This is a genomic window from Acinetobacter sp. WU_MDCI_Abxd143 (assembly GCF_025514195.1).
In the GTDB taxonomy this organism is placed as follows: Bacteria; Pseudomonadota; Gammaproteobacteria; order Pseudomonadales; family Moraxellaceae; genus Acinetobacter; species Acinetobacter pittii_H.
The window spans coordinates 23,566-40,592 of record NZ_JAHPTH010000016.1 but is presented as its reverse complement, the minus strand read 5'-3'; the positions used below and the strand labels follow the sequence as shown (position 1 = coordinate 40,592).

Below are 17,027 nucleotides of genomic sequence, written 5' to 3'. Positions count from 1 at the left end.
AACTGTTTTTCAACAAGTTTCTATCTGCATCACCGCCGATGGATGTGCATTATAGACCATTACATTCCCTTTGCAAGCGAAAATTAAAAATTAATGACTCGAGCGTTTGCTTTTAAACCACTATACGAATTAAGCCATTGTTTTATATTGATAATTATTTTAATTTTTTATTTTTGGCTTAAATAAGCCAGTATCATGTTCGATAATCCGCATTTAAGTTGTTGTTCTGAGATAAGAAAATTGTCCTGACTTACATATCGCATCATCGTAAAAAGCGTACTATTAATAATTACAAAGGATTTATGCTGTACTTTTCGAAGACCTTTGCCCTATCACTAACATATAAAAATTGGCTTAACGCTTTATCAGAATCAAGGTAAGGCAAAAACCTTAGCGAGTATGCGTCAATAATTTTTAAAACCTAAAAATAAAAATGGAAGCCTGTTAATTAGACTTCCATTTTCAAATATTAAGGAACTTATTGAGCTGATGAACTGTGCATTTCAGCGTGATTCATTTGCTCGTGTGACTCCATCATCTGCTTCTTTTTCTGACTTGGCATGTAGTCAGGTTCATTGTTGATTGCTAGGTAAAATACAATCATAAACAATAAGCTCAAGATAGAGGCCACAATAAGTAACTTCCATCCCCACCAAGATTGTTCAGGTGATAATTTATTAGTCATTTCATTTCTCTCTTTCAATTAATATTTTCAGTTCATTTAATTCGCTAAGCTTCTTAAAACTTCATGCTCATACGAACCCAATAATTTCTTCCGATATTGTTAAACTGCTCTTCACTCGCAAATCCAAAGCCTGCACTACCCGCTTTGTTTAAGTGTTCGGTATAGGTCTTATCTAATACGTTATCGATACCAACAGAGACATCGATATCTTTACGAAGGTTGTAACTTCCGTTTAGAGAAAGAGTCGAAAAACCTTTACTTGGTTTTAAGTCATATCCCACGATATTACCCTGATGTAGACTCACGCGGTTTTGCTCAGCAACCGCTCGCCATAATAATCCTAAATTATATTTATCAGCCACATAGCGAATATTTAGGCGACCTTCTAAAGGTGAAATTTGAGGTAGTGGTTTGTCATCTGTGGTATTTTTACCCCATGCATACATAGCACTCAAATCTGCCTGAATACGGTCAGTGAATTGGTATCCAATACCCGCTTCCGCACCCGCAATGGTTGCATCGACATTCTTGGCACCCGCAGTAATATCATGGCTCATATCATGCCCACCCATTCCAGTACTTGGGTGATGGTGATAACTCATTAAAATGTAGTCATCTACTAAACCTGCATAAGCAGAAGCCCATGTGTTTAAAGCGCCATGTTGTTGCTGAAAGCCCAGATCTAACTGTAGTGTTTTCTCAGGATTCACACCATTAAAAGTATTGGTTGAGCCCGCATTACCATGTTTAGGCGAGAAAAGTTCCCAATAATCAGGCATACGCTCTACATAACCTAAACCAATATAGCTTTTTAGGTCATGCTCAGGATGTTGATTTTCCCAACGAACAAATGCACTCGGTAAAGTCTTTTCAAGTTTAGTATTAAAGCCTTTTGCTTGAGAATCAGCACGCTCATCTTTAACCGTGACTCGATCTAAACGTGCACCTGCAACCATTTTGTTGAAGTCATTCCATTGATAGCCGAGTTCGCCAAAAGCACCATATGATTGAAAACGCATATCTTGGCGATATGGAATATTCATAGAAGGCATTGTTGGCGATGACATGCTACTGCCATGTTTATTAAATTGAGAATCAATGCCTGTGATCAAACTCCATTTGTTCCATTCAGAAGTCATTGCCAAACGTGCGTTTAATGTACGGCGTGTCACTTGCATGGCCATTGCATTTGGCATCAGCATGGTCATACCACCATGATTCATTTCAACTAATGGCGGTGTACGCAAGCTAAAGTTATCCATAATATGGTCGTTATAGCTGTAGTTCACCTGCCCTTCCATTTTCTTAATGACATCAGTGATATTTTTCTTTTCGAAACGTAGCCCTAAGCTTTCACGCGCAAACTGAGAACCATCCATTGAACGTCCAGCATAAAGCGATTCACCATCAGATTTTCCACCAGTGAGTTCGACCCACGTGTTTTCATCTGGAGTAAAGCCCAGCGCTACATCAGCATTCCACTTTTTCCATGCTGACGGCACAGTATTTCCATCACCATCTTGATAACTATTCGACTCTGAACGGTTAGCATTTAAACGGATATATTTCCTTTCATCGCCCGCTGCTGCTTCAACATTATGGTCAATACGTCCATATGAACCTAGTAAAACACTTGCTTGTCCACGATAAGGTTTTTCAGAGGTGAGTTTCTCAGGCTGACGTTCAAAAAGGACTGTTGCAGCAGAACCTGTATTGGCATATTGAACCGTTTGCGGGCCTTTAATAACAGAAATACGATCATAACTTTCTGGTGAAATATAAGAAGTTGGAGCATCCATACGGTTTGGACAAGCACCTAAGTTCTCAGTTCCATCCGTTAGAATTTTGATGCGTGAACCAAACATACCTCGGAATGTCACATCACCATTGGTTCCACCGCTTTGTATGGAGTTAAACCCCATAATACTTTGTAGGTAGTCTGCACCATCTGTAGCAGGCACTGGCTGAATGGGCTGTTTCGGGTCTGCATGTACAATCAGACCATTTGCATCGTTGCCTTGTTGTGCTGTAACAACAATAGGTGCTAATGAGTGAAGCACTTTGGTATCGGCATCATTTTTTTCTGAATCAGCAAAAACTAGACTCGAATGAGAGACAGCAAGCATCGCAACCCATAAAGGTTGTAGTAAAAATTTAGAATGTGGCATTTTTATACGCTCTAAAACATAAATAAAGTGATATCGAAGTCAGTTAAGACCCCAACAAAAAATTGCTTTTATTTATGCAAATAGAGGTGGTGCACGCCCTTGCGGGAGTAAAAAAAGTCGCTGTAGTGCAAAGTAGACATGTCTAAATGCTTGTTGATAAGCGACTAAGCGGACTTGTATGCGGACTAAAACTTCTTTTACGCCAAATTCAGGTGGCAAAACCAGATTGGCATAGACGGTACAATATTGACACTGGTGATTTGCATCATGATGATCATGTTGCTCAGAGGCTTGAGCCTGTTCAACAGGATGTTCATGATGTGAATGCATGGCATGTGACATGGTTTCCATTTGTGCTTTAGGTTTAAGCAAAGCGAGGGTAATAGTTTCACAGACCGGAGCAATTTGATACTGCTTCGGTAATAGCGGCTGTAGAAATACCGCAACCTGTAAAAATACTGCTGCACATGCAAGCAGTAAGCCACTACGAAAAACCAAAAATCACATCCACACTACATTAATGTTTCAAGAATAGAAATTTTTAACGTTTTACTGCAACTTTTTCACGCTCACGTTGACGAACAACTTTTTCGACTTTTTCTCGAGCACGCTGACGTTTAAGTGGCGACAAATAATCCACAAATAATTTGCCATTTAAGTGATCCATTTCATGTTGGATACAAACAGCGAGAAGTCCATCAGCTTCTAACTCAAATGCTTGACCTTCAAGGTTAATTGCCTCAATTTTCACACGTGACGGGCGCTCAACTTTGTCGTATATTTGTGGCACCGATAGGCAGCCTTCTTCGTACTGCTGCTTATCTTCTGTCAGTGGAGTTATTTTGGGGTTAATGAAAACCATAGGGTCATCTTTAGATTCAGACAAATCTATGACGATAAGCTGAATATGACGATCGACCTGAGAAGCTGCTAAACCAATACCCGGTGCCGCATACATGGTTTCAAGCATATCTGCTGCAAGTTGACGAATTTCATCAGTAACTTCTTCAACAGGCTTAGCAATGGTACGAAGACGGGGATCAGGAAAACTTAAAATAGGTAATAAGGCCATACTGACGTCCTCACTTATGCCATTGATTGAAAAACCAAATGAAGGAAATACTTCATCGAAAAATTGTGTGTTAGCCGCCTATTATAACGCATCTGCACGCATAATTTTTAGGAATTATCATAATGAAAAAGGTTTTTAACAGCATGGTTCAATTTCATGCTTTGGGGATAAAAAAGCATTTACTTGCTTTGGCACTTTTTACAGGGGTTGCATTCAGTACTGTAGCAGAGACTTATGCTGCTAGTCCGAACCATAATCCACCCTCTCTTAAAAGTAATGCACCACATGTCTACGTTGTAAAACGAGGAGATACGCTATGGGATATTTCCGGTCATTTTCTGAGTAAACCTTGGCGCTGGCCTGAAATTTGGGCAAACAATCAGCATGTCAAAAATCCGCACTGGATTTATCCAGGTGATCGATTACTGCTGTGTAGTTTAGATGGTCGCCCATTGGTTGGAAAAGATGAAGGAGATGGCTGTGCCGGCATTATTCGCCGTTACACAGGTCAAATGACAAATTTACAACCTCAAGTTCGTGTGGAGTCACTTAACAATAACGTACCTGTTATTCCTCTTGAACATATCAAACAGTGGTTAGAACACAGCACTATTCTACCTATCGATGCAATTCAACATACTCCTTATGTAGTCGGTACTGCCGATCAACGTGTACTGGCGGCAAAAGGTCAGACTATTTATGCGCGTGGACAAGGTTTAATTGATGGTCAACGTTATGCAGTTTATCGTGAAGGTGAACCTTATTATTTCACAGATAATAAAGGCAAAAAGCACAGTCTAGGTATTGAGTTACAACAAGTTGCCTCAGGGATTGCTATCTCTTCTGAAAAAGACATTACCACACTTGAGTTAACTGATAGCTACAATTCTGAAGTACGTCGTGGTGATCGGGTAATGCCAGAAGAAGAAGCAACATTGCCTACTTTATTTTATCCAGTAGATGCCACTCAGGTGACCGATGGCGGCAAAATTATTCGTGTAATGGGATCAATTGGTACTGCTGCCAAAAATAGTGTAGTGACTTTAGATCGAGGTATGGCACAAGGTATTCAAGTAGGACAAGTTTTTGATATTACGCAACAAGGTGAAACCATTCGAGATCCTAAAACCAAAGAACCAATACAGTTACCAGGACAACAAATTGGTAGTCTGATGGTCTTTAGAGCTTTTGATCAGTTGAGTTATGCCTACGTATTAGAAAGCGATTTACCAGTTAAAGTTGGTTCAAGCATTCAGCCACCCCGCTATAATGATTAATGCTGGATGTACCTTTTACAATGCTTACTCAACTTTCTTCACACCATTACCACACGCTTAAAGTGTGGTATTTGGTGCAACACTCTTTAGTCAGCTTTAAAAAGATTGTCGATTATTTTGGTAGCTGTGAAAAGGCGCTCCAACCTGCTGGATTATCTCAATGGCGCAATCTCGGGTTACATGCTAATCATTTAAAACGCGTAGCTGAGTTTCAAACCGCTCAAGGTCTAGCTCAGTTTGAAAAACTAATTCAACAGATCCATCAACATACTGACTTTATTTTAACGAAAGATGACTCAGGCTATCCCACTCAGTTATTACCTTATACAGACCATCCACCTATAATTTTTGGAAAAGGCCAAGCTCAAGCTTTATTGCAACCGCAAATTGCGATTGTCGGCAGTCGAAAACCAAGCCCGCATGGTCGCCAAGTTGCTTATGATTTTGCCTATTATTTAAGTGAAAAAGGTTTTTATGTGAGTAGTGGCTTAGCATATGGCATTGATGAAGCTGCTCACCAAGGAGCATCAGCACATCAACGTACGATTGCTGTGACAGGAACAGGTTTAGACAGTACCTACCCTGCTCAAAATAAAAAACTTGCAGAACATATTTTGGCTCAAAACGGCGCCATCATTACTGAGTTTTTGCCTGGAACACCTCCATTACAACAACATTTCCCACGTAGAAACCGAATTGTCAGCGGTTTGAGTTTAGGCGTGTTAGTGGTAGAAGCTACATTAAAAAGTGGTTCTCTCATCACTGCGAACAAAGCTGCCGAACAAGGTAAAACTGTATTTGCCATTCCTGGTCATATTTACAGTGAGTTTCATCAAGGTTGCCATCAACTTATTCGTGAGGGAGCAATTTTAGTCGATCATCCTGAACAAATTATTGAAGACCTTGCTTTACCCACTCAGTGGCAAAGTCAGCAACAGAACTCCACCGAGGAGGCTGTAGTTTCTAGCACTCCAGAAATTCCTGAGCATTTAATTAACCTTTATCAATCTTTAGACTGGGTCGGACAAAATATTGATCAGCTTGTTTTACATCACTCTCAGCCTGTTGCAGAACTCACCTCTTCACTGATGGAACTAGAACTACTTGGTTTATGTATGCAACAATCAGGATTGTATTTACGTTGTCGTTCTTAGTATTGGAGCGCACAATAGCAATTCTGTCTGATTGAAAGGAAGAGTATTACCATGATTACCACCTCAGTTACCGAAGCAGCCCAATGTTTACAACAAGGTCAAGTTTTGGCATATCCAACTGAGGCAGTTTGGGGGCTAGGTTGCGACCCTTTTAATGAGCAAGCTTTTCAAAAGATTCTTGAACTAAAGCAAAGGCCTATTGAAAAGGGTGTAATTTTATTAGCAGGTCATATTAACCAAGTTGAGCACCTACTAACTTCTCTACCTCAAACAACTCAACAAGAAATTATTGATTGTTGGACTAATCATCAACCTTCAGAAAGAGCAACAACTTGGCTATTACCTGCTGGTGAACATATTCCTTCATGGATTAAAGGTGAGCATCCACTTGTCGCTGTTCGAGTCACTACACATCCTTTATGTGTGGCATTATGCAATGCTTTTCATGGCTTTATTGTCTCGACTAGTGCGAACCCAAGTGGACAAGAACCTGCACACTCACTACAGGATGCCTGCCAATACTTTGGTTCACAATTAAACTATCTGAATGGTGACTTAGGCCAGAGCCAACAACCAAGCCGAATCATTAACGCTCTTACCAGAGAAATTATTCGCGCCTAATTTCAAACAAAAAAAAGCTCAGTTATATAGGGATAACTGAGCATAAAAAAGGATGGGTATATACCACATCCAGAGGGTTTGGATATCTGTGGAACGAAAGGTAATTTACAAAGAAAAGAGCGCCTTTCGTAGTGGCCGCTATTATGTGGTAAGAGGTTGAATGAGAGAAATATATTATTTCTCTAAAAAAAGCATGAAAAGTGTAGGGAATTTACGGTTTTTTGCCTATAAATTAAAATTATATTAATATTTTTACTCGGCTTTTTTAATATTTATATTACAACCTATTTCTATAAACTATTTATAAATCATATAGAAAAACTTTAACTAAGAAAAAATTGGCATATTTTTATGAGTTTTTTTCAAAATATGCCATAGTTTTTTTAGCAACTTTAGTTTTGTTCTTGCATTAATTCGCTCTTTTTAGGACTCACCTTCTTCTGAGCCATAATGATACCAATTAAAATAACAATCCCACCTAACGTATGATAAATGGTCCACTGCTCAGACAACCAGACGCTTGCAATAACTGCTGTAAAGACAGGTACCAAGTTCATAAAAATACTTGTTCTATTAGGACCGAGTTGTTGAACAGCTAACATCCAAACTAACGGCGCAATGAGTGAAGCAAATACACCTGCATAAATAGCACTTGGTGCATTTTGTACATTTAAAGCATCGAGTCCAAACCAAAGAATTAAAGGAATATGAAATATGACAGAAAATCCAATCTGAACATATAAGCTTGTCATAATTGGTAGAGGCAACTGCCATTTTTTAAGAAAGACACCATAAAATGCATAGAAGAATACGGCAATAATCATCAATGCATCACCAAGGTGTCCGCCACCACTTAAAAGCTTATTAATATTTCCTTGGGACATGACATATAACAAACCTGCAAAAGATAGAATACTGCCAAAAACTGCAAAGCGATTAGGCACATCTTTTAAAATGGCAAGCGAAACAAAGATCGTAAAGATGGGAATAAATGCATTCACAATTCCCATATTGGTTGCACTAGTATAATGGGCAGCCGTATAAGCTAAGCCTTGATAAAGCACCATCCCAAATGCACTTAACACAGCAAGCTTAGGTAAATATGGTATTACTAGTCGTCTTTGTCTCCACACAGACATAAACATAAATGGAGTCAAAATAATAAAAGCAATTAACCACCGATAAAAACTAATACTTACCGGAGAGATATAATCCGAGACATAGCGGGTGACTACAATATTTAAAGACCAAATCAATACTGCCCAAATGGGAAAAATAAACGCCCATTTGTGATATTTCATGACCTGACTCATAGTAATACACCATCTACAAAAGAGATTTTATTTTGAAGAATGTCTTAATAAATTAAAATATCGTATTTCCGACATTGATATTGAACTTAAGACATTATCTTTTTTTAGAATAATCTCCAAGCTTTCATGGCATGTTCTACAACTTTATGTAATTGATCAGTACTGGCACCGTCTCTTGCCTGAATGGTAAGACCTTGAATGACAGTGGCATAAAAATCAGTCATATCTTGTAGGGGAGCATTAGATGGCAAATCACCCTGCTCAACACCTTGTTTGAGACGCTCCAATAATTTTTCTTTGGTTTTTATGCGCTTGTCTAATAGGTTCTGCTGCACATCTTGAGTTGCATCAGAACAATTCATGGCAGCAACCACCAACATACAACCAGCTGGTTTATTGGGTTGAACCAGTCGTTTTACGTTGTCATAAAGATATAACTCAAACGCAATTTTTGCAGTTTTTGCTTCTAAAAAGATGGTCTCAATAGGACAGGCTTCATGAGCCAAATAGTAATCAATACTTTTATAAAACAGCCCCGCCTTATCACCAAAGGCACTGTATAGGCTTGGTGCTGTAATTTCCAAAGCTTGCGTTAAATCACTAATAGACGTTGCTTCATAGCCATGCTCCCAAAAGAGCAACATTGCTTTTTGCAGAACCTCTTGTTCATCAAAGCATTTAGGACGTCCGCGCTTTTTTTTCAGCGTATCTTCTGCAACAGCTAAATTCGTTTCATGCCTATTTGTCATAAAGATCACATCTATTTTTATAACAATCGTTATTAAATTAATTGACGTTCGATTTTTTATCAACTATTTTATTTTCATAATGATCGTTAGTTAATTAATAAATTGTCTTTCTTTACTCCAAATTTAGCCAAGTAAGGATTTCCTATGGACCAATCGTCTATCTCTAAAGCGCGACCCACGACCTCCACTCAAGGAAGCTGGTTTGCCATTTTGGCCGTTTCTATCGCAGCATTTGCCTTAGTTACAAGTGAATTTTTACCCGTTGGTGTTTTAAATAGTGTCGCAACAGATTTAAATATTTCTGTAGGTACAGCAGGTCTGATTATTACGGTACCCGGCATTATGGCAGCAATTGCAGCCCCTCTATTGCCTGTATCTGTAAAACAACTTGATCGGCGTTATGTACTTATCTTGCTGACAGCTATTATGGTTATTGCCAATACCATTACCGCATTTGCTGAAAACTTTCATATTTTATTGTTAAGCCGCTTAATTTTAGGTATTTCAATTGGTGGTTTCTGGGCGACCGCCATTGCTCTAAGTGGAAAATTAGCTCCCTCACACCTTCCTATTGCTAAAGCAACTGCGGTCGTGATGGCAGGTGTGACTTTTGCTACAGTTCTAGGTGTACCGATTGGAACTTGGTTAAGCGAGTTTTATGGCTGGCGTAGTGCTTTTGGAATTACAGCAGGCATTGGCTTAGTTGTTTTAATCTTACAATTAATCTTTTTACCTAAACTTGTACCAGACTCGGCAATTCATATGAAAGATTTGCCAGCACTATTACGCACTCCTAAAGCACGTAGTGGCATGTTGATTGTTTTATTGATCGGACTCGCTCATTTTTGTGCCTATAGCTATTTAGCACCTTTCTTTAAAAATGTTGCCGGTTTTAACGGGACAACCATTAGTTCATTATTATTGCTCTATGGAATTGCAGGTATTTTCGGGAATGCTTTTGCCGGATATAGTGGCAACCTAAATGTCCGTTATACATTAGCTTTTGTGGGCACATGCTTTGCAATCGTATTTTTTGGATTTCCTCTTTTTGCCGTTCATGAGTTTGGTGCTATTGTCTTAACCGCGTTATGGGGATTTGCATTTGGCGCTTTCCCTACCTCAGCAAATATCTGGATGTTTGTCCACGCACCACATGCTGTTGAAAAAGGTATGCCGCTTTTTGTAGGTATGTTTCAGGTGATGATTGCGACAGGTTCATTATTAGGGGGATATGTGGTTGATCATTTCAATGAAAATACTTTAATTTATGGTGTATTAAGCTTCGTTGCCCTAGCATTAGTAAGTACATTTACCTTAGCGAAAGGTTTAAATAATCCTAAAGCTACTTGTGAAAATTAAAATATGAGTCAGAGCATATAGATGAACAATGAGGACCAACAATTTTCATTATTAAACAGTATAGAAGTTCATGAATTTCTATACCAAAAAGAAGATATTGTTCGTCCTCATGCATCTCTTTGGGGAGATTTTAATTTCAGTTTAAATGGCATATTAGAAATGGAGATTGAAGAACAGCTATATCTTTCTCCACCTAGCTATGGTCTTTGGATTCCACCTCAAACTGTTCATCAATCTACTCATATTGACCATGAAATTCACTATATCTGTATTCGACTACACCCTCGCCTCTGTTCTATTTTAGGTGATATCTGTAAATGTTTTAGTATTCAACCTTTCTTTCGAACCTTAGTTTTACAAATTCTAGAGCAGCAAAAACAAACTGGACAATCTGAATACTTAGAACATCTTTTACAAGTTCTATTCGATCAACTTAAACAAGCTCCTGCATATTCGCATTATTTACCGCAAACACGACATCCTATTTTATTGCCTATTTTAGAAAAACTTTCAGATCCATTACTTTTTGATCAGTCTTTACAGCAGTTGCTACAAAACTTTTCGGTCAGTGATCGTCACTTATTACGTTTGAGTCAACAAGAGCTTCAGCTTTCGTTGTCCGAATGGAGAAATCGGGCCAAAATTGTTTATGCCATTCATCAGATTCGCCAAGGGACGCCTATCAAGCGTTTAGCATACGATTTAGGTTATCAACATAGCTCAAGTTTTATTGAGTTTTTTAAACGTTACACTGGGCAAACACCTATCCAAATCAGAAATAACTAGAATTCAGTTTATCTTTAAAAACTTTTCCTTTTTTGAACACGAATATTATTGCGCTGCCCCTCAATAGCAGTTAAAACAAATGCGTTACTTGATATCAATTACAATCTTTAGGAAAGACTCATGACACAATCTGTATATCACATCCCAGTAAAAGCCATTTCAGGCGAAACGGTTGACCTCGAACAATACAAAGGGAAAGTTTTACTTATCGTAAATACTGCTTCTAAATGCGGTTTAACTCCACAATACGAAGGCTTAGAAAAACTTTATCAAGCAAAAAAAGACCAAGGTCTTGAAATTTTAGGTTTCCCAGCAAACAACTTTAAAGAACAAGAACCAGGTTCTGATGAAGAAATTCAACAGTTCTGTTCATTAAATTATGATGTTCATTTCCCTTTATTTTCTAAGGTTTCTGTAGTCGGCGAAGATAAGCATCCACTTTACCAAGCTTTGACAACGGCTCAACCAGAACGCACTGGTGAAGGTCCCTTCCGTGAGCGTTTAGAAGGCTTAGGTATTCCGACCAACCCTGCTCCAGAAGTTTTATGGAACTTCGAAAAGTTTTTAATTAATAAAAATGGTGAAGTCGTAGCTCGCTTTGCTCCGAACCTAACAGCAGACGATGAACAGATCGTTAAAGCAGTTGAAGCAGAGTTAGCAAAATAATATTTTAAAATGTGAGAAAGGGCGTTTTATACGCTCTTTTTTATCCTCTCCTCGAAATGTTGTTCGTTTGCAACAATACAATTTTTCTTCATATTTTATGCCTATAGTATCTATTTGCTTTATTTGATGTTGTTTTTAGTTATGAAAAAAGTTTTACAAGGTGCATTTCTTCCTTTTGTAATTTTTGCCTCAGGCATGCTTTTACTCGGGTGCGATCAGGCACAAGACAATGCTACCGAACAAGAAAAGACTGAAATAGCTGAACAGGCATCTAACCAAAACATTGAACAACAAGAGTCAGATATTGCCCCCAACAAAACCGAACTTAAAAGTGGCAATATTTTTTATATGGTCCGCGATGCTGCTAATTTACAGCTTAAAGCTGGCGACTACGTTGAACAACTTAAAGATACTCAGCTTGATGTTGAACAAGCCATCCAAGATAAAAATCAGAATGAACTAAAAACTACTGTCACCACTTTAAAACAGCAACTAGAAGGTTTAAATCAAGCACTTCTGACTTTAGATATCAAAAGTCAGGAAATTGAGAATATTCGCCAAAGTTTATTACATGCCAATCAACAAGCTCTTAGCATGCCATTACTCAATGGGAAATTAGATCAAATCAATTTTGACCAAATTGAAAAACAGCTTAATACCATTCAAATGGATATGGTGAAGCTTGCTGCCATGATTATGGCAGGAGATGAAAAGTCAGATTCAAAAACTGAATCTTAAAAATTAACTCATAAAAAAAAGCCACCTTACGGTGGCTTTTCCAATCTCAAACCGGCAATTATAGTGCGCGGTTTTTCATCTTACGGATAGTTTCAAGCTGACCTGAAATCTCTGATAGAGATGCCAATGCAGCTGCTGAGTCCAAATCACTCTTTTGGTTCGCAAGCAATTGTTCAGCATTTTTACGTGCTTCCAAAATTGCAGCTTCATCCAAATTGTCAGCACGGATTGCAGTATCTGCAAGAACCGTTACAACATGAGGTTGAACTTCTAAAACACCGCCAGATACATAGACGATTTCTTCTGTACCATTTTCCAACTGAACACGAATCGGGCCCGGTTGAAGCAAAGTTACAAGTGGAGCATGTCCTGGCAAAATACCAAGCTCACCACCAGCACCTTTCGCGATTAACATCGTTACTGCGCCAGAGTAAATAGACTCTTTAACACTTACGACATCACATTGCATAGTCGCCATGAGATGATCTCCTTAAATTAGAGTTTCTCAGCTTTAGCAATCACTTCGTCAATACCACCAACCATATAGAACGCTTGTTCTGGGATGTGATCGTATTCACCAGCTAATAGACCTTTAAAGCCACGAATAGTTTCTTTAAGCGGTACTAATTTACCAGGAGCACCAGTAAACACTTCAGCTACGTGGAATGGTTGAGAGAAGAAACGTTGGATTTTACGCGCACGGTAAACAACCAATTTGTCTTCTTCAGCTAACTCATCCATACCCAAGATTGCGATGATGTCTTTAAGCTCTTTATAACGTTGCAATACGTTTTGTACTGCACGCGCAATTTCATAGTGCTCTTGACCAACAACTAATGGGTCTAACTGACGTGAAGTTGAGTCAAGTGGATCGATCGCTGGATAGATACCAGAAGATGCGATGTCACGACTCAATACTACTGTTGCATCTAAGTGAGCAAATGTAGTTGCAGGAGATGGATCTGTTAAGTCATCGGCAGGTACATATACTGCTTGGATCGATGTGATCGAACCAGACTTAGTAGATGTAATACGCTCTTGAAGAACACCCATTTCTTCTGCAAGTGTAGGTTGGTAACCTACTGCAGATGGCATACGACCTAACAATGCTGATACTTCAGTACCCGCAAGTGTATAACGGTAGATGTTGTCGACGAATAATAATACGTCACGACCTTTACCATTTTCGTCTTTTTGATCACGGAAGTATTCAGCCATAGTCAAACCAGTTAACGCTACGCGTAAACGGTTACCTGGTGGCTCGTTCATCTGACCGTAGACCATTGCTACTTTGTCAAGAACGTTAGAATCTTTCATTTCGTGATAGAAGTCGTTACCTTCACGAGTACGTTCACCAACACCAGCAAACACAGATAAACCTGAGTGAGCTTTAGCGATGTTGTTGATCAACTCCATCATGTTAACGGTTTTACCAACACCAGCACCACCGAATAAACCAACTTTACCACCTTTTGCAAACGGGCAAAGTAAGTCAATTACTTTAATACCAGTTTCTAGAAGGTCTGTAGAAGCTGCTTGTTCAGCATAAGAAGGTGCCTGACGGTGAATCGGCAAACGCTCTTCAGTCGCTACAGGACCTGCTTCATCAATTGGGCGACCCAAAACGTCCATGATACGACCAAGCGTAGCTGGACCTACTGGAACAGAAATCGGTGCATTTGTGCTAGTTACATTAAGGCCACGTTTAAGACCTTCTGTAGAACCCATTGCGATGGTACGAACAACACCATCGCCAAGCTGTTGCTGAACTTCTAATGTAGTTTCAGTACCGTCAACTTGGAGAGCGTCATAGATCTTAGGAACGCTATTGCGCTCAAACTCGACGTCGATAACCGCGCCGATGATCTGAATGATACGACCGCTACTCATTGCTGTCTCCTCAATTCAAACTTAATAATGTTAAACGGCAGCGGCACCGCCAACGATCTCGGAAATTTCCTGAGTAATCGCGGCTTGACGCAGCTTGTTGTAAATGAGTTGTAGGTCTTTAATCAATTGTCCTGCGTTGTCTGTCGCTGCTTTCATCGCGACCATACGAGCTGACTGCTCACATGCAACGTTTTCAATCACACCTTGATAAACCATAGACTCGATATAGCGAACCAACAAACCATTTAACAATTCTTCTGCTTCTGGTTCGTAGATATAGTCCCAACCATAAGTACGGTTGAGATCATCGCCTTCTTCTGCCGGTGCTAAAGGAACAAGTTGTTCTACTTTAGGCTGCTGAGTCATTGCATTAACGAAGCCATTTGATACGAGATAGATACGATCTAATTCGCCTTTATCAAATGCATCAAGCATAACTTGGACTGAGCCAGTTAACTGTTCCAAACTCGGCGCATCGCCAAGTTGGGTAGTTGCACCGAGCACTTTACCGCCGTAATTCTTAAAAAACGAAACCGCTTTTTGACCAATTAAAGCAAATTCAACTTCAATTGACTGCTGTTGTTGTGCTTTGACATGCTGCACAACTTTCTTGAACAAGTTAATGTTCAAGCCACCTGCCAAACCACGATCTGAAGACACTACGATATAGCCAACACGCTTAACTGGGCGGTCAACCATATAACGGTGTTTGTATTCAGGGTTTGCTTGTACCAAGTGAGCAATTACACGGCGCATATTATCGGCATACGGACGGCCCTGAGCCATGCGCTCTTGCGCACGACGCATTTTAGAAGCAGCTACCATTTGCATCGCGCGAGTAATCTTTTGCGTGCTCTTGATACTAGCTACTTTGGCGCGAATTTCTTTTAAATTTGCCATACGCTTAACCTAGTATTCGAAAGCTCTTTCGAGCTTCCGAAGGTTGATCCGTGAACCAAACTTAACTAAAACTAAACTTAGTAAGTTTGAGTCGCTTTAAAGCTTTCAATACCTGCTTTGATTGCTGCTTCGATGTCTTTGTTGTAATCACCAGTTTCATCGATTTGTTTCATCAACGGAGCATATTCTGAGCGGAAGTAAGAAATTAACGCAGCATCAAAGTCTACGATTTTCTTAACTTCTACGTCAGCCATGTAGCCTTCGTTAGATGCATAAACAGAAACAGCTTGGTCAGCAATTGAGTAAGGAGCATATTGTTTTTGCTTCATTAACTCAGTTACACGTTGACCATGTTCAAGTTGCTTACGAGTTGCTTCGTCAAGGTCAGAAGCGAACTGAGCAAACGCAGCCAATTCACGGTATTGTGCTAAAGCGGTACGGATACCACCAGACAATTTTTTGATGATCTTAGTTTGAGCAGAACCACCAACACGAGATACAGAGATACCCGCGTTCACAGCAGGACGAATACCTGCGTTGAATAATGATGTTTCTAAGAAGATCTGACCGTCAGTAATCGAAATTACGTTCGTTGGTACGAATGCAGATACGTCACCTGCTTGAGTTTCAATAATTGGCAATGCAGTTAAAGAACCAGTTTGACCAGTTACTGCGCCATTAGTGAATTTCTCAACGTAGTCAGCAGATACACGAGAAGCACGTTCAAGAAGACGTGAGTGAAGATAGAATACGTCACCTGGATACGCTTCACGACCTGGTGGACGACGTAAAAGTAATGAAATTTGACGGTAAGCAACAGCTTGCTTAGACAAATCATCATAAATAATAAGAGCGTCTTCACCGCGGTCACGGAAGTATTCACCCATTGTACAGCCAGAGTACGGAGCTAAGTACTGCATAGCAGCAGGATCAGCAGCCGCAGCAGCGACAACAGTTGTATACGCCATAGCGCCAGTTTCTTCTAGCTTACGTACAACGTTTGCAATTGTTGATTGCTTTTGACCAATCGCAACGTATACACATTTAATGCCAGAGTTTTTCTGAGCGATAATCGCATCGATCGCCATCGCTGTTTTACCAGTTTGACGGTCACCGATGATCAACTCACGTTGGCCACGGCCAACAGGAATCATTGTATCAACTGATTTATAACCAGTTTGAACAGGCTCATCTACAGATTGACGCCAAATTACGCCTGGTGCTACTTTTTCAACAGCATCAGTTAATTTCGCATCAATTGGGCCTTTACCATCAATTGGGTTACCCAAAGCGTCGACAACACGGCCAAGAAGTTCAGGACCAACTGGAACTTCTAATACACGACCTGTACAACGAGCTTTTTGACCTTCTTGAAGGCTTAGGTAGTTACCTAAAACAACGGCACCCACTGAATCCTGTTCTAGGTTCAGTGCCATACCAAATAAGCCGCCGTCGAATTCGATCATTTCACCGTACATTGCATCAGCAAGACCGTGAATGCGCACGATACCGTCGGATACCATAACAATGGTACCTTCGTTTTTAGCGGTCGCGCTGGTGTCCAGATCTCCGATACGCTGTTTAATGAGCGCACTGATCTCGGATGGATTCAGTTGTTGCATTGCGCTATTCCTCAATCTTTTATTAGT

The 17,027-nt window shown here is 39.8% G+C and carries 17 protein-coding genes and 1 pseudogene; 7 read left to right on the top strand and 11 right to left on the bottom strand.

Annotated features, from left to right (window positions below):
• Window positions 1-167: 167 nt before the first annotated feature.
• The 5 genes and pseudogenes from KTI79_RS17780 to def all read right to left on the bottom strand — a co-directional run.
• Window positions 168-314, bottom strand: a pseudogene (locus KTI79_RS17780) (TetR/AcrR family transcriptional regulator); the annotation flags it as partial.
• 164 nt (window positions 315-478) lie between these two features.
• Entirely contained in the window at window positions 479-685 is a 207-nt protein-coding gene (locus KTI79_RS17775) for a hypothetical protein (protein ID WP_017387367.1), read from the bottom strand.
• A gap of 53 nt (window positions 686-738) precedes the next feature.
• Window positions 739-2,853: a TonB-dependent copper receptor gene (locus KTI79_RS17770; RefSeq protein ID WP_086266216.1), complete on the bottom strand. Its 2,115-nt coding sequence runs from the start codon at window positions 2,851-2,853 to the stop codon at window positions 739-741.
• A 72-nt stretch (window positions 2,854-2,925) separates the two neighbouring features.
• A complete protein-coding gene (locus KTI79_RS17765) occupies window positions 2,926-3,351 on the bottom strand; it encodes a DUF2946 family protein (protein ID WP_005804747.1) in 426 nt (141 codons plus the stop codon).
• 43 nt (window positions 3,352-3,394) lie between these two features.
• Window positions 3,395-3,925 (bottom strand): peptide deformylase, encoded by a 531-nt coding sequence (gene def / locus KTI79_RS17760; RefSeq protein WP_002114101.1) that lies wholly within the window; start codon window positions 3,923-3,925, stop codon window positions 3,395-3,397.
• A 122-nt stretch (window positions 3,926-4,047) separates the two neighbouring features.
• Here def and KTI79_RS17755 point away from each other — a divergent pair, with 122 nt between their 5' ends.
• The 3 genes from KTI79_RS17755 to KTI79_RS17745 are packed head-to-tail and all read left to right on the top strand — an operon-like array spanning window position 4,048 to window position 6,977.
• Window positions 4,048-5,202 carry a LysM peptidoglycan-binding domain-containing protein gene (locus KTI79_RS17755; protein ID WP_086266217.1) on the top strand — a complete coding sequence of 385 codons (1,155 nt, stop codon included), beginning with the start codon at window positions 4,048-4,050 and terminating at the stop codon, window positions 5,200-5,202.
• 20 nt (window positions 5,203-5,222) lie between these two features.
• On the top strand, window positions 5,223-6,356 hold the full coding sequence (gene dprA, locus KTI79_RS17750) for a DNA-processing protein DprA (protein WP_032063701.1): 1,134 nt from the start codon (window positions 5,223-5,225) through the stop codon (window positions 6,354-6,356).
• Window positions 6,357-6,407: 51 nt separating this feature from the next.
• A complete protein-coding gene (locus KTI79_RS17745; protein ID WP_005804750.1) occupies window positions 6,408-6,977 on the top strand; it encodes an L-threonylcarbamoyladenylate synthase in 570 nt (189 codons plus the stop codon).
• Between the two features lie 392 nt (window positions 6,978-7,369).
• Here KTI79_RS17745 and KTI79_RS17740 read toward each other — a convergent pair whose 3' ends face one another.
• A complete protein-coding gene (locus tag KTI79_RS17740; protein WP_086266218.1) occupies window positions 7,370-8,290 on the bottom strand; it encodes a DMT family transporter in 921 nt (306 codons plus the stop codon).
• Between the two features lie 104 nt (window positions 8,291-8,394).
• Window positions 8,395-9,048 carry a TetR/AcrR family transcriptional regulator gene (locus tag KTI79_RS17735; protein WP_086266219.1) on the bottom strand — a complete coding sequence of 218 codons (654 nt, stop codon included), beginning with the start codon at window positions 9,046-9,048 and terminating at the stop codon, window positions 8,395-8,397.
• A 135-nt stretch (window positions 9,049-9,183) separates the two neighbouring features.
• Between KTI79_RS17735 and KTI79_RS17730 the strand changes: the two genes are divergently transcribed.
• From KTI79_RS17730 to KTI79_RS17715, 4 genes are all read left to right on the top strand, one after another.
• The gene (locus tag KTI79_RS17730) at window positions 9,184-10,398 is read left to right on the top strand and encodes an MFS transporter (RefSeq protein WP_086266220.1); all 1,215 of its coding nucleotides are present in this window, start codon (window positions 9,184-9,186) and stop codon (window positions 10,396-10,398) included.
• A gap of 21 nt (window positions 10,399-10,419) precedes the next feature.
• Window positions 10,420-11,184: an AraC family transcriptional regulator gene (locus tag KTI79_RS17725; RefSeq protein WP_086266221.1), complete on the top strand. Its 765-nt coding sequence runs from the start codon at window positions 10,420-10,422 to the stop codon at window positions 11,182-11,184.
• A gap of 120 nt (window positions 11,185-11,304) precedes the next feature.
• Entirely contained in the window at window positions 11,305-11,850 is a 546-nt protein-coding gene (locus KTI79_RS17720) for a glutathione peroxidase (protein WP_016144051.1), read from the top strand.
• A gap of 141 nt (window positions 11,851-11,991) precedes the next feature.
• Window positions 11,992-12,588 carry a hypothetical protein gene (locus tag KTI79_RS17715; protein ID WP_086266263.1) on the top strand — a complete coding sequence of 199 codons (597 nt, stop codon included), beginning with the start codon at window positions 11,992-11,994 and terminating at the stop codon, window positions 12,586-12,588.
• Between the two features lie 58 nt (window positions 12,589-12,646).
• Here the strand turns inward: KTI79_RS17715 and KTI79_RS17710 are convergent, their stop codons facing one another.
• The 4 genes from KTI79_RS17710 to atpA all read right to left on the bottom strand — a co-directional run bounded on the left by KTI79_RS17710 (window position 12,647) and on the right by atpA (window position 17,000).
• A complete protein-coding gene (locus tag KTI79_RS17710; RefSeq protein ID WP_003655525.1) occupies window positions 12,647-13,066 on the bottom strand; it encodes a F0F1 ATP synthase subunit epsilon in 420 nt (139 codons plus the stop codon).
• 17 nt (window positions 13,067-13,083) lie between these two features.
• Window positions 13,084-14,478: a F0F1 ATP synthase subunit beta gene (atpD, locus tag KTI79_RS17705; protein WP_002114045.1), complete on the bottom strand. Its 1,395-nt coding sequence runs from the start codon at window positions 14,476-14,478 to the stop codon at window positions 13,084-13,086.
• A 30-nt stretch (window positions 14,479-14,508) separates the two neighbouring features.
• Window positions 14,509-15,378, bottom strand: a complete 870-nt coding sequence (gene atpG, locus KTI79_RS17700) for a F0F1 ATP synthase subunit gamma (RefSeq protein ID WP_002114131.1) — start codon at window positions 15,376-15,378, stop codon at window positions 14,509-14,511.
• Window positions 15,379-15,455: 77 nt separating this feature from the next.
• Entirely contained in the window at window positions 15,456-17,000 is a 1,545-nt protein-coding gene (gene atpA / locus KTI79_RS17695) for a F0F1 ATP synthase subunit alpha (protein WP_002114049.1), read from the bottom strand.
• Between the last annotated feature and the right edge of the window lie 27 nt (window positions 17,001-17,027).

Excerpts from the sequence above, each read along its gene's own strand:
- KTI79_RS17775 (WP_017387367.1), bottom strand. The coding sequence starts at position 685 with ATGACTAATAAATTATCACCTGAACAATCTTGGTGGGGATGGAAGTTA.
- KTI79_RS17770 (WP_086266216.1), bottom strand. The coding sequence starts at position 2,853 with ATGCCACATTCTAAATTTTTACTACAACCTTTATGGGTTGCGATGCTT.
- def (WP_002114101.1), bottom strand. The coding sequence starts at position 3,925 with ATGGCCTTATTACCTATTTTAAGTTTTCCTGATCCCCGTCTTCGTACC.
- KTI79_RS17755 (WP_086266217.1), top strand. The coding sequence starts at position 4,048 with ATGAAAAAGGTTTTTAACAGCATGGTTCAATTTCATGCTTTGGGGATA.
- dprA (WP_032063701.1), top strand. The coding sequence starts at position 5,223 with ATGCTTACTCAACTTTCTTCACACCATTACCACACGCTTAAAGTGTGG.
- KTI79_RS17745 (WP_005804750.1), top strand. The coding sequence starts at position 6,408 with ATGATTACCACCTCAGTTACCGAAGCAGCCCAATGTTTACAACAAGGT.
- KTI79_RS17740 (WP_086266218.1), bottom strand. The coding sequence starts at position 8,290 with ATGAGTCAGGTCATGAAATATCACAAATGGGCGTTTATTTTTCCCATT.
- KTI79_RS17730 (WP_086266220.1), top strand. The coding sequence starts at position 9,184 with ATGGACCAATCGTCTATCTCTAAAGCGCGACCCACGACCTCCACTCAA.
- KTI79_RS17725 (WP_086266221.1), top strand. The coding sequence starts at position 10,420 with ATGAACAATGAGGACCAACAATTTTCATTATTAAACAGTATAGAAGTT.
- KTI79_RS17720 (WP_016144051.1), top strand. The coding sequence starts at position 11,305 with ATGACACAATCTGTATATCACATCCCAGTAAAAGCCATTTCAGGCGAA.
- KTI79_RS17715 (WP_086266263.1), top strand. The coding sequence starts at position 11,992 with ATGAAAAAAGTTTTACAAGGTGCATTTCTTCCTTTTGTAATTTTTGCC.
- KTI79_RS17710 (WP_003655525.1), bottom strand. The coding sequence starts at position 13,066 with ATGGCGACTATGCAATGTGATGTCGTAAGTGTTAAAGAGTCTATTTAC.
- atpD (WP_002114045.1), bottom strand. The coding sequence starts at position 14,478 with ATGAGTAGCGGTCGTATCATTCAGATCATCGGCGCGGTTATCGACGTC.
- atpG (WP_002114131.1), bottom strand. The coding sequence starts at position 15,378 with ATGGCAAATTTAAAAGAAATTCGCGCCAAAGTAGCTAGTATCAAGAGC.
- atpA (WP_002114049.1), bottom strand. The coding sequence starts at position 17,000 with ATGCAACAACTGAATCCATCCGAGATCAGTGCGCTCATTAAACAGCGT.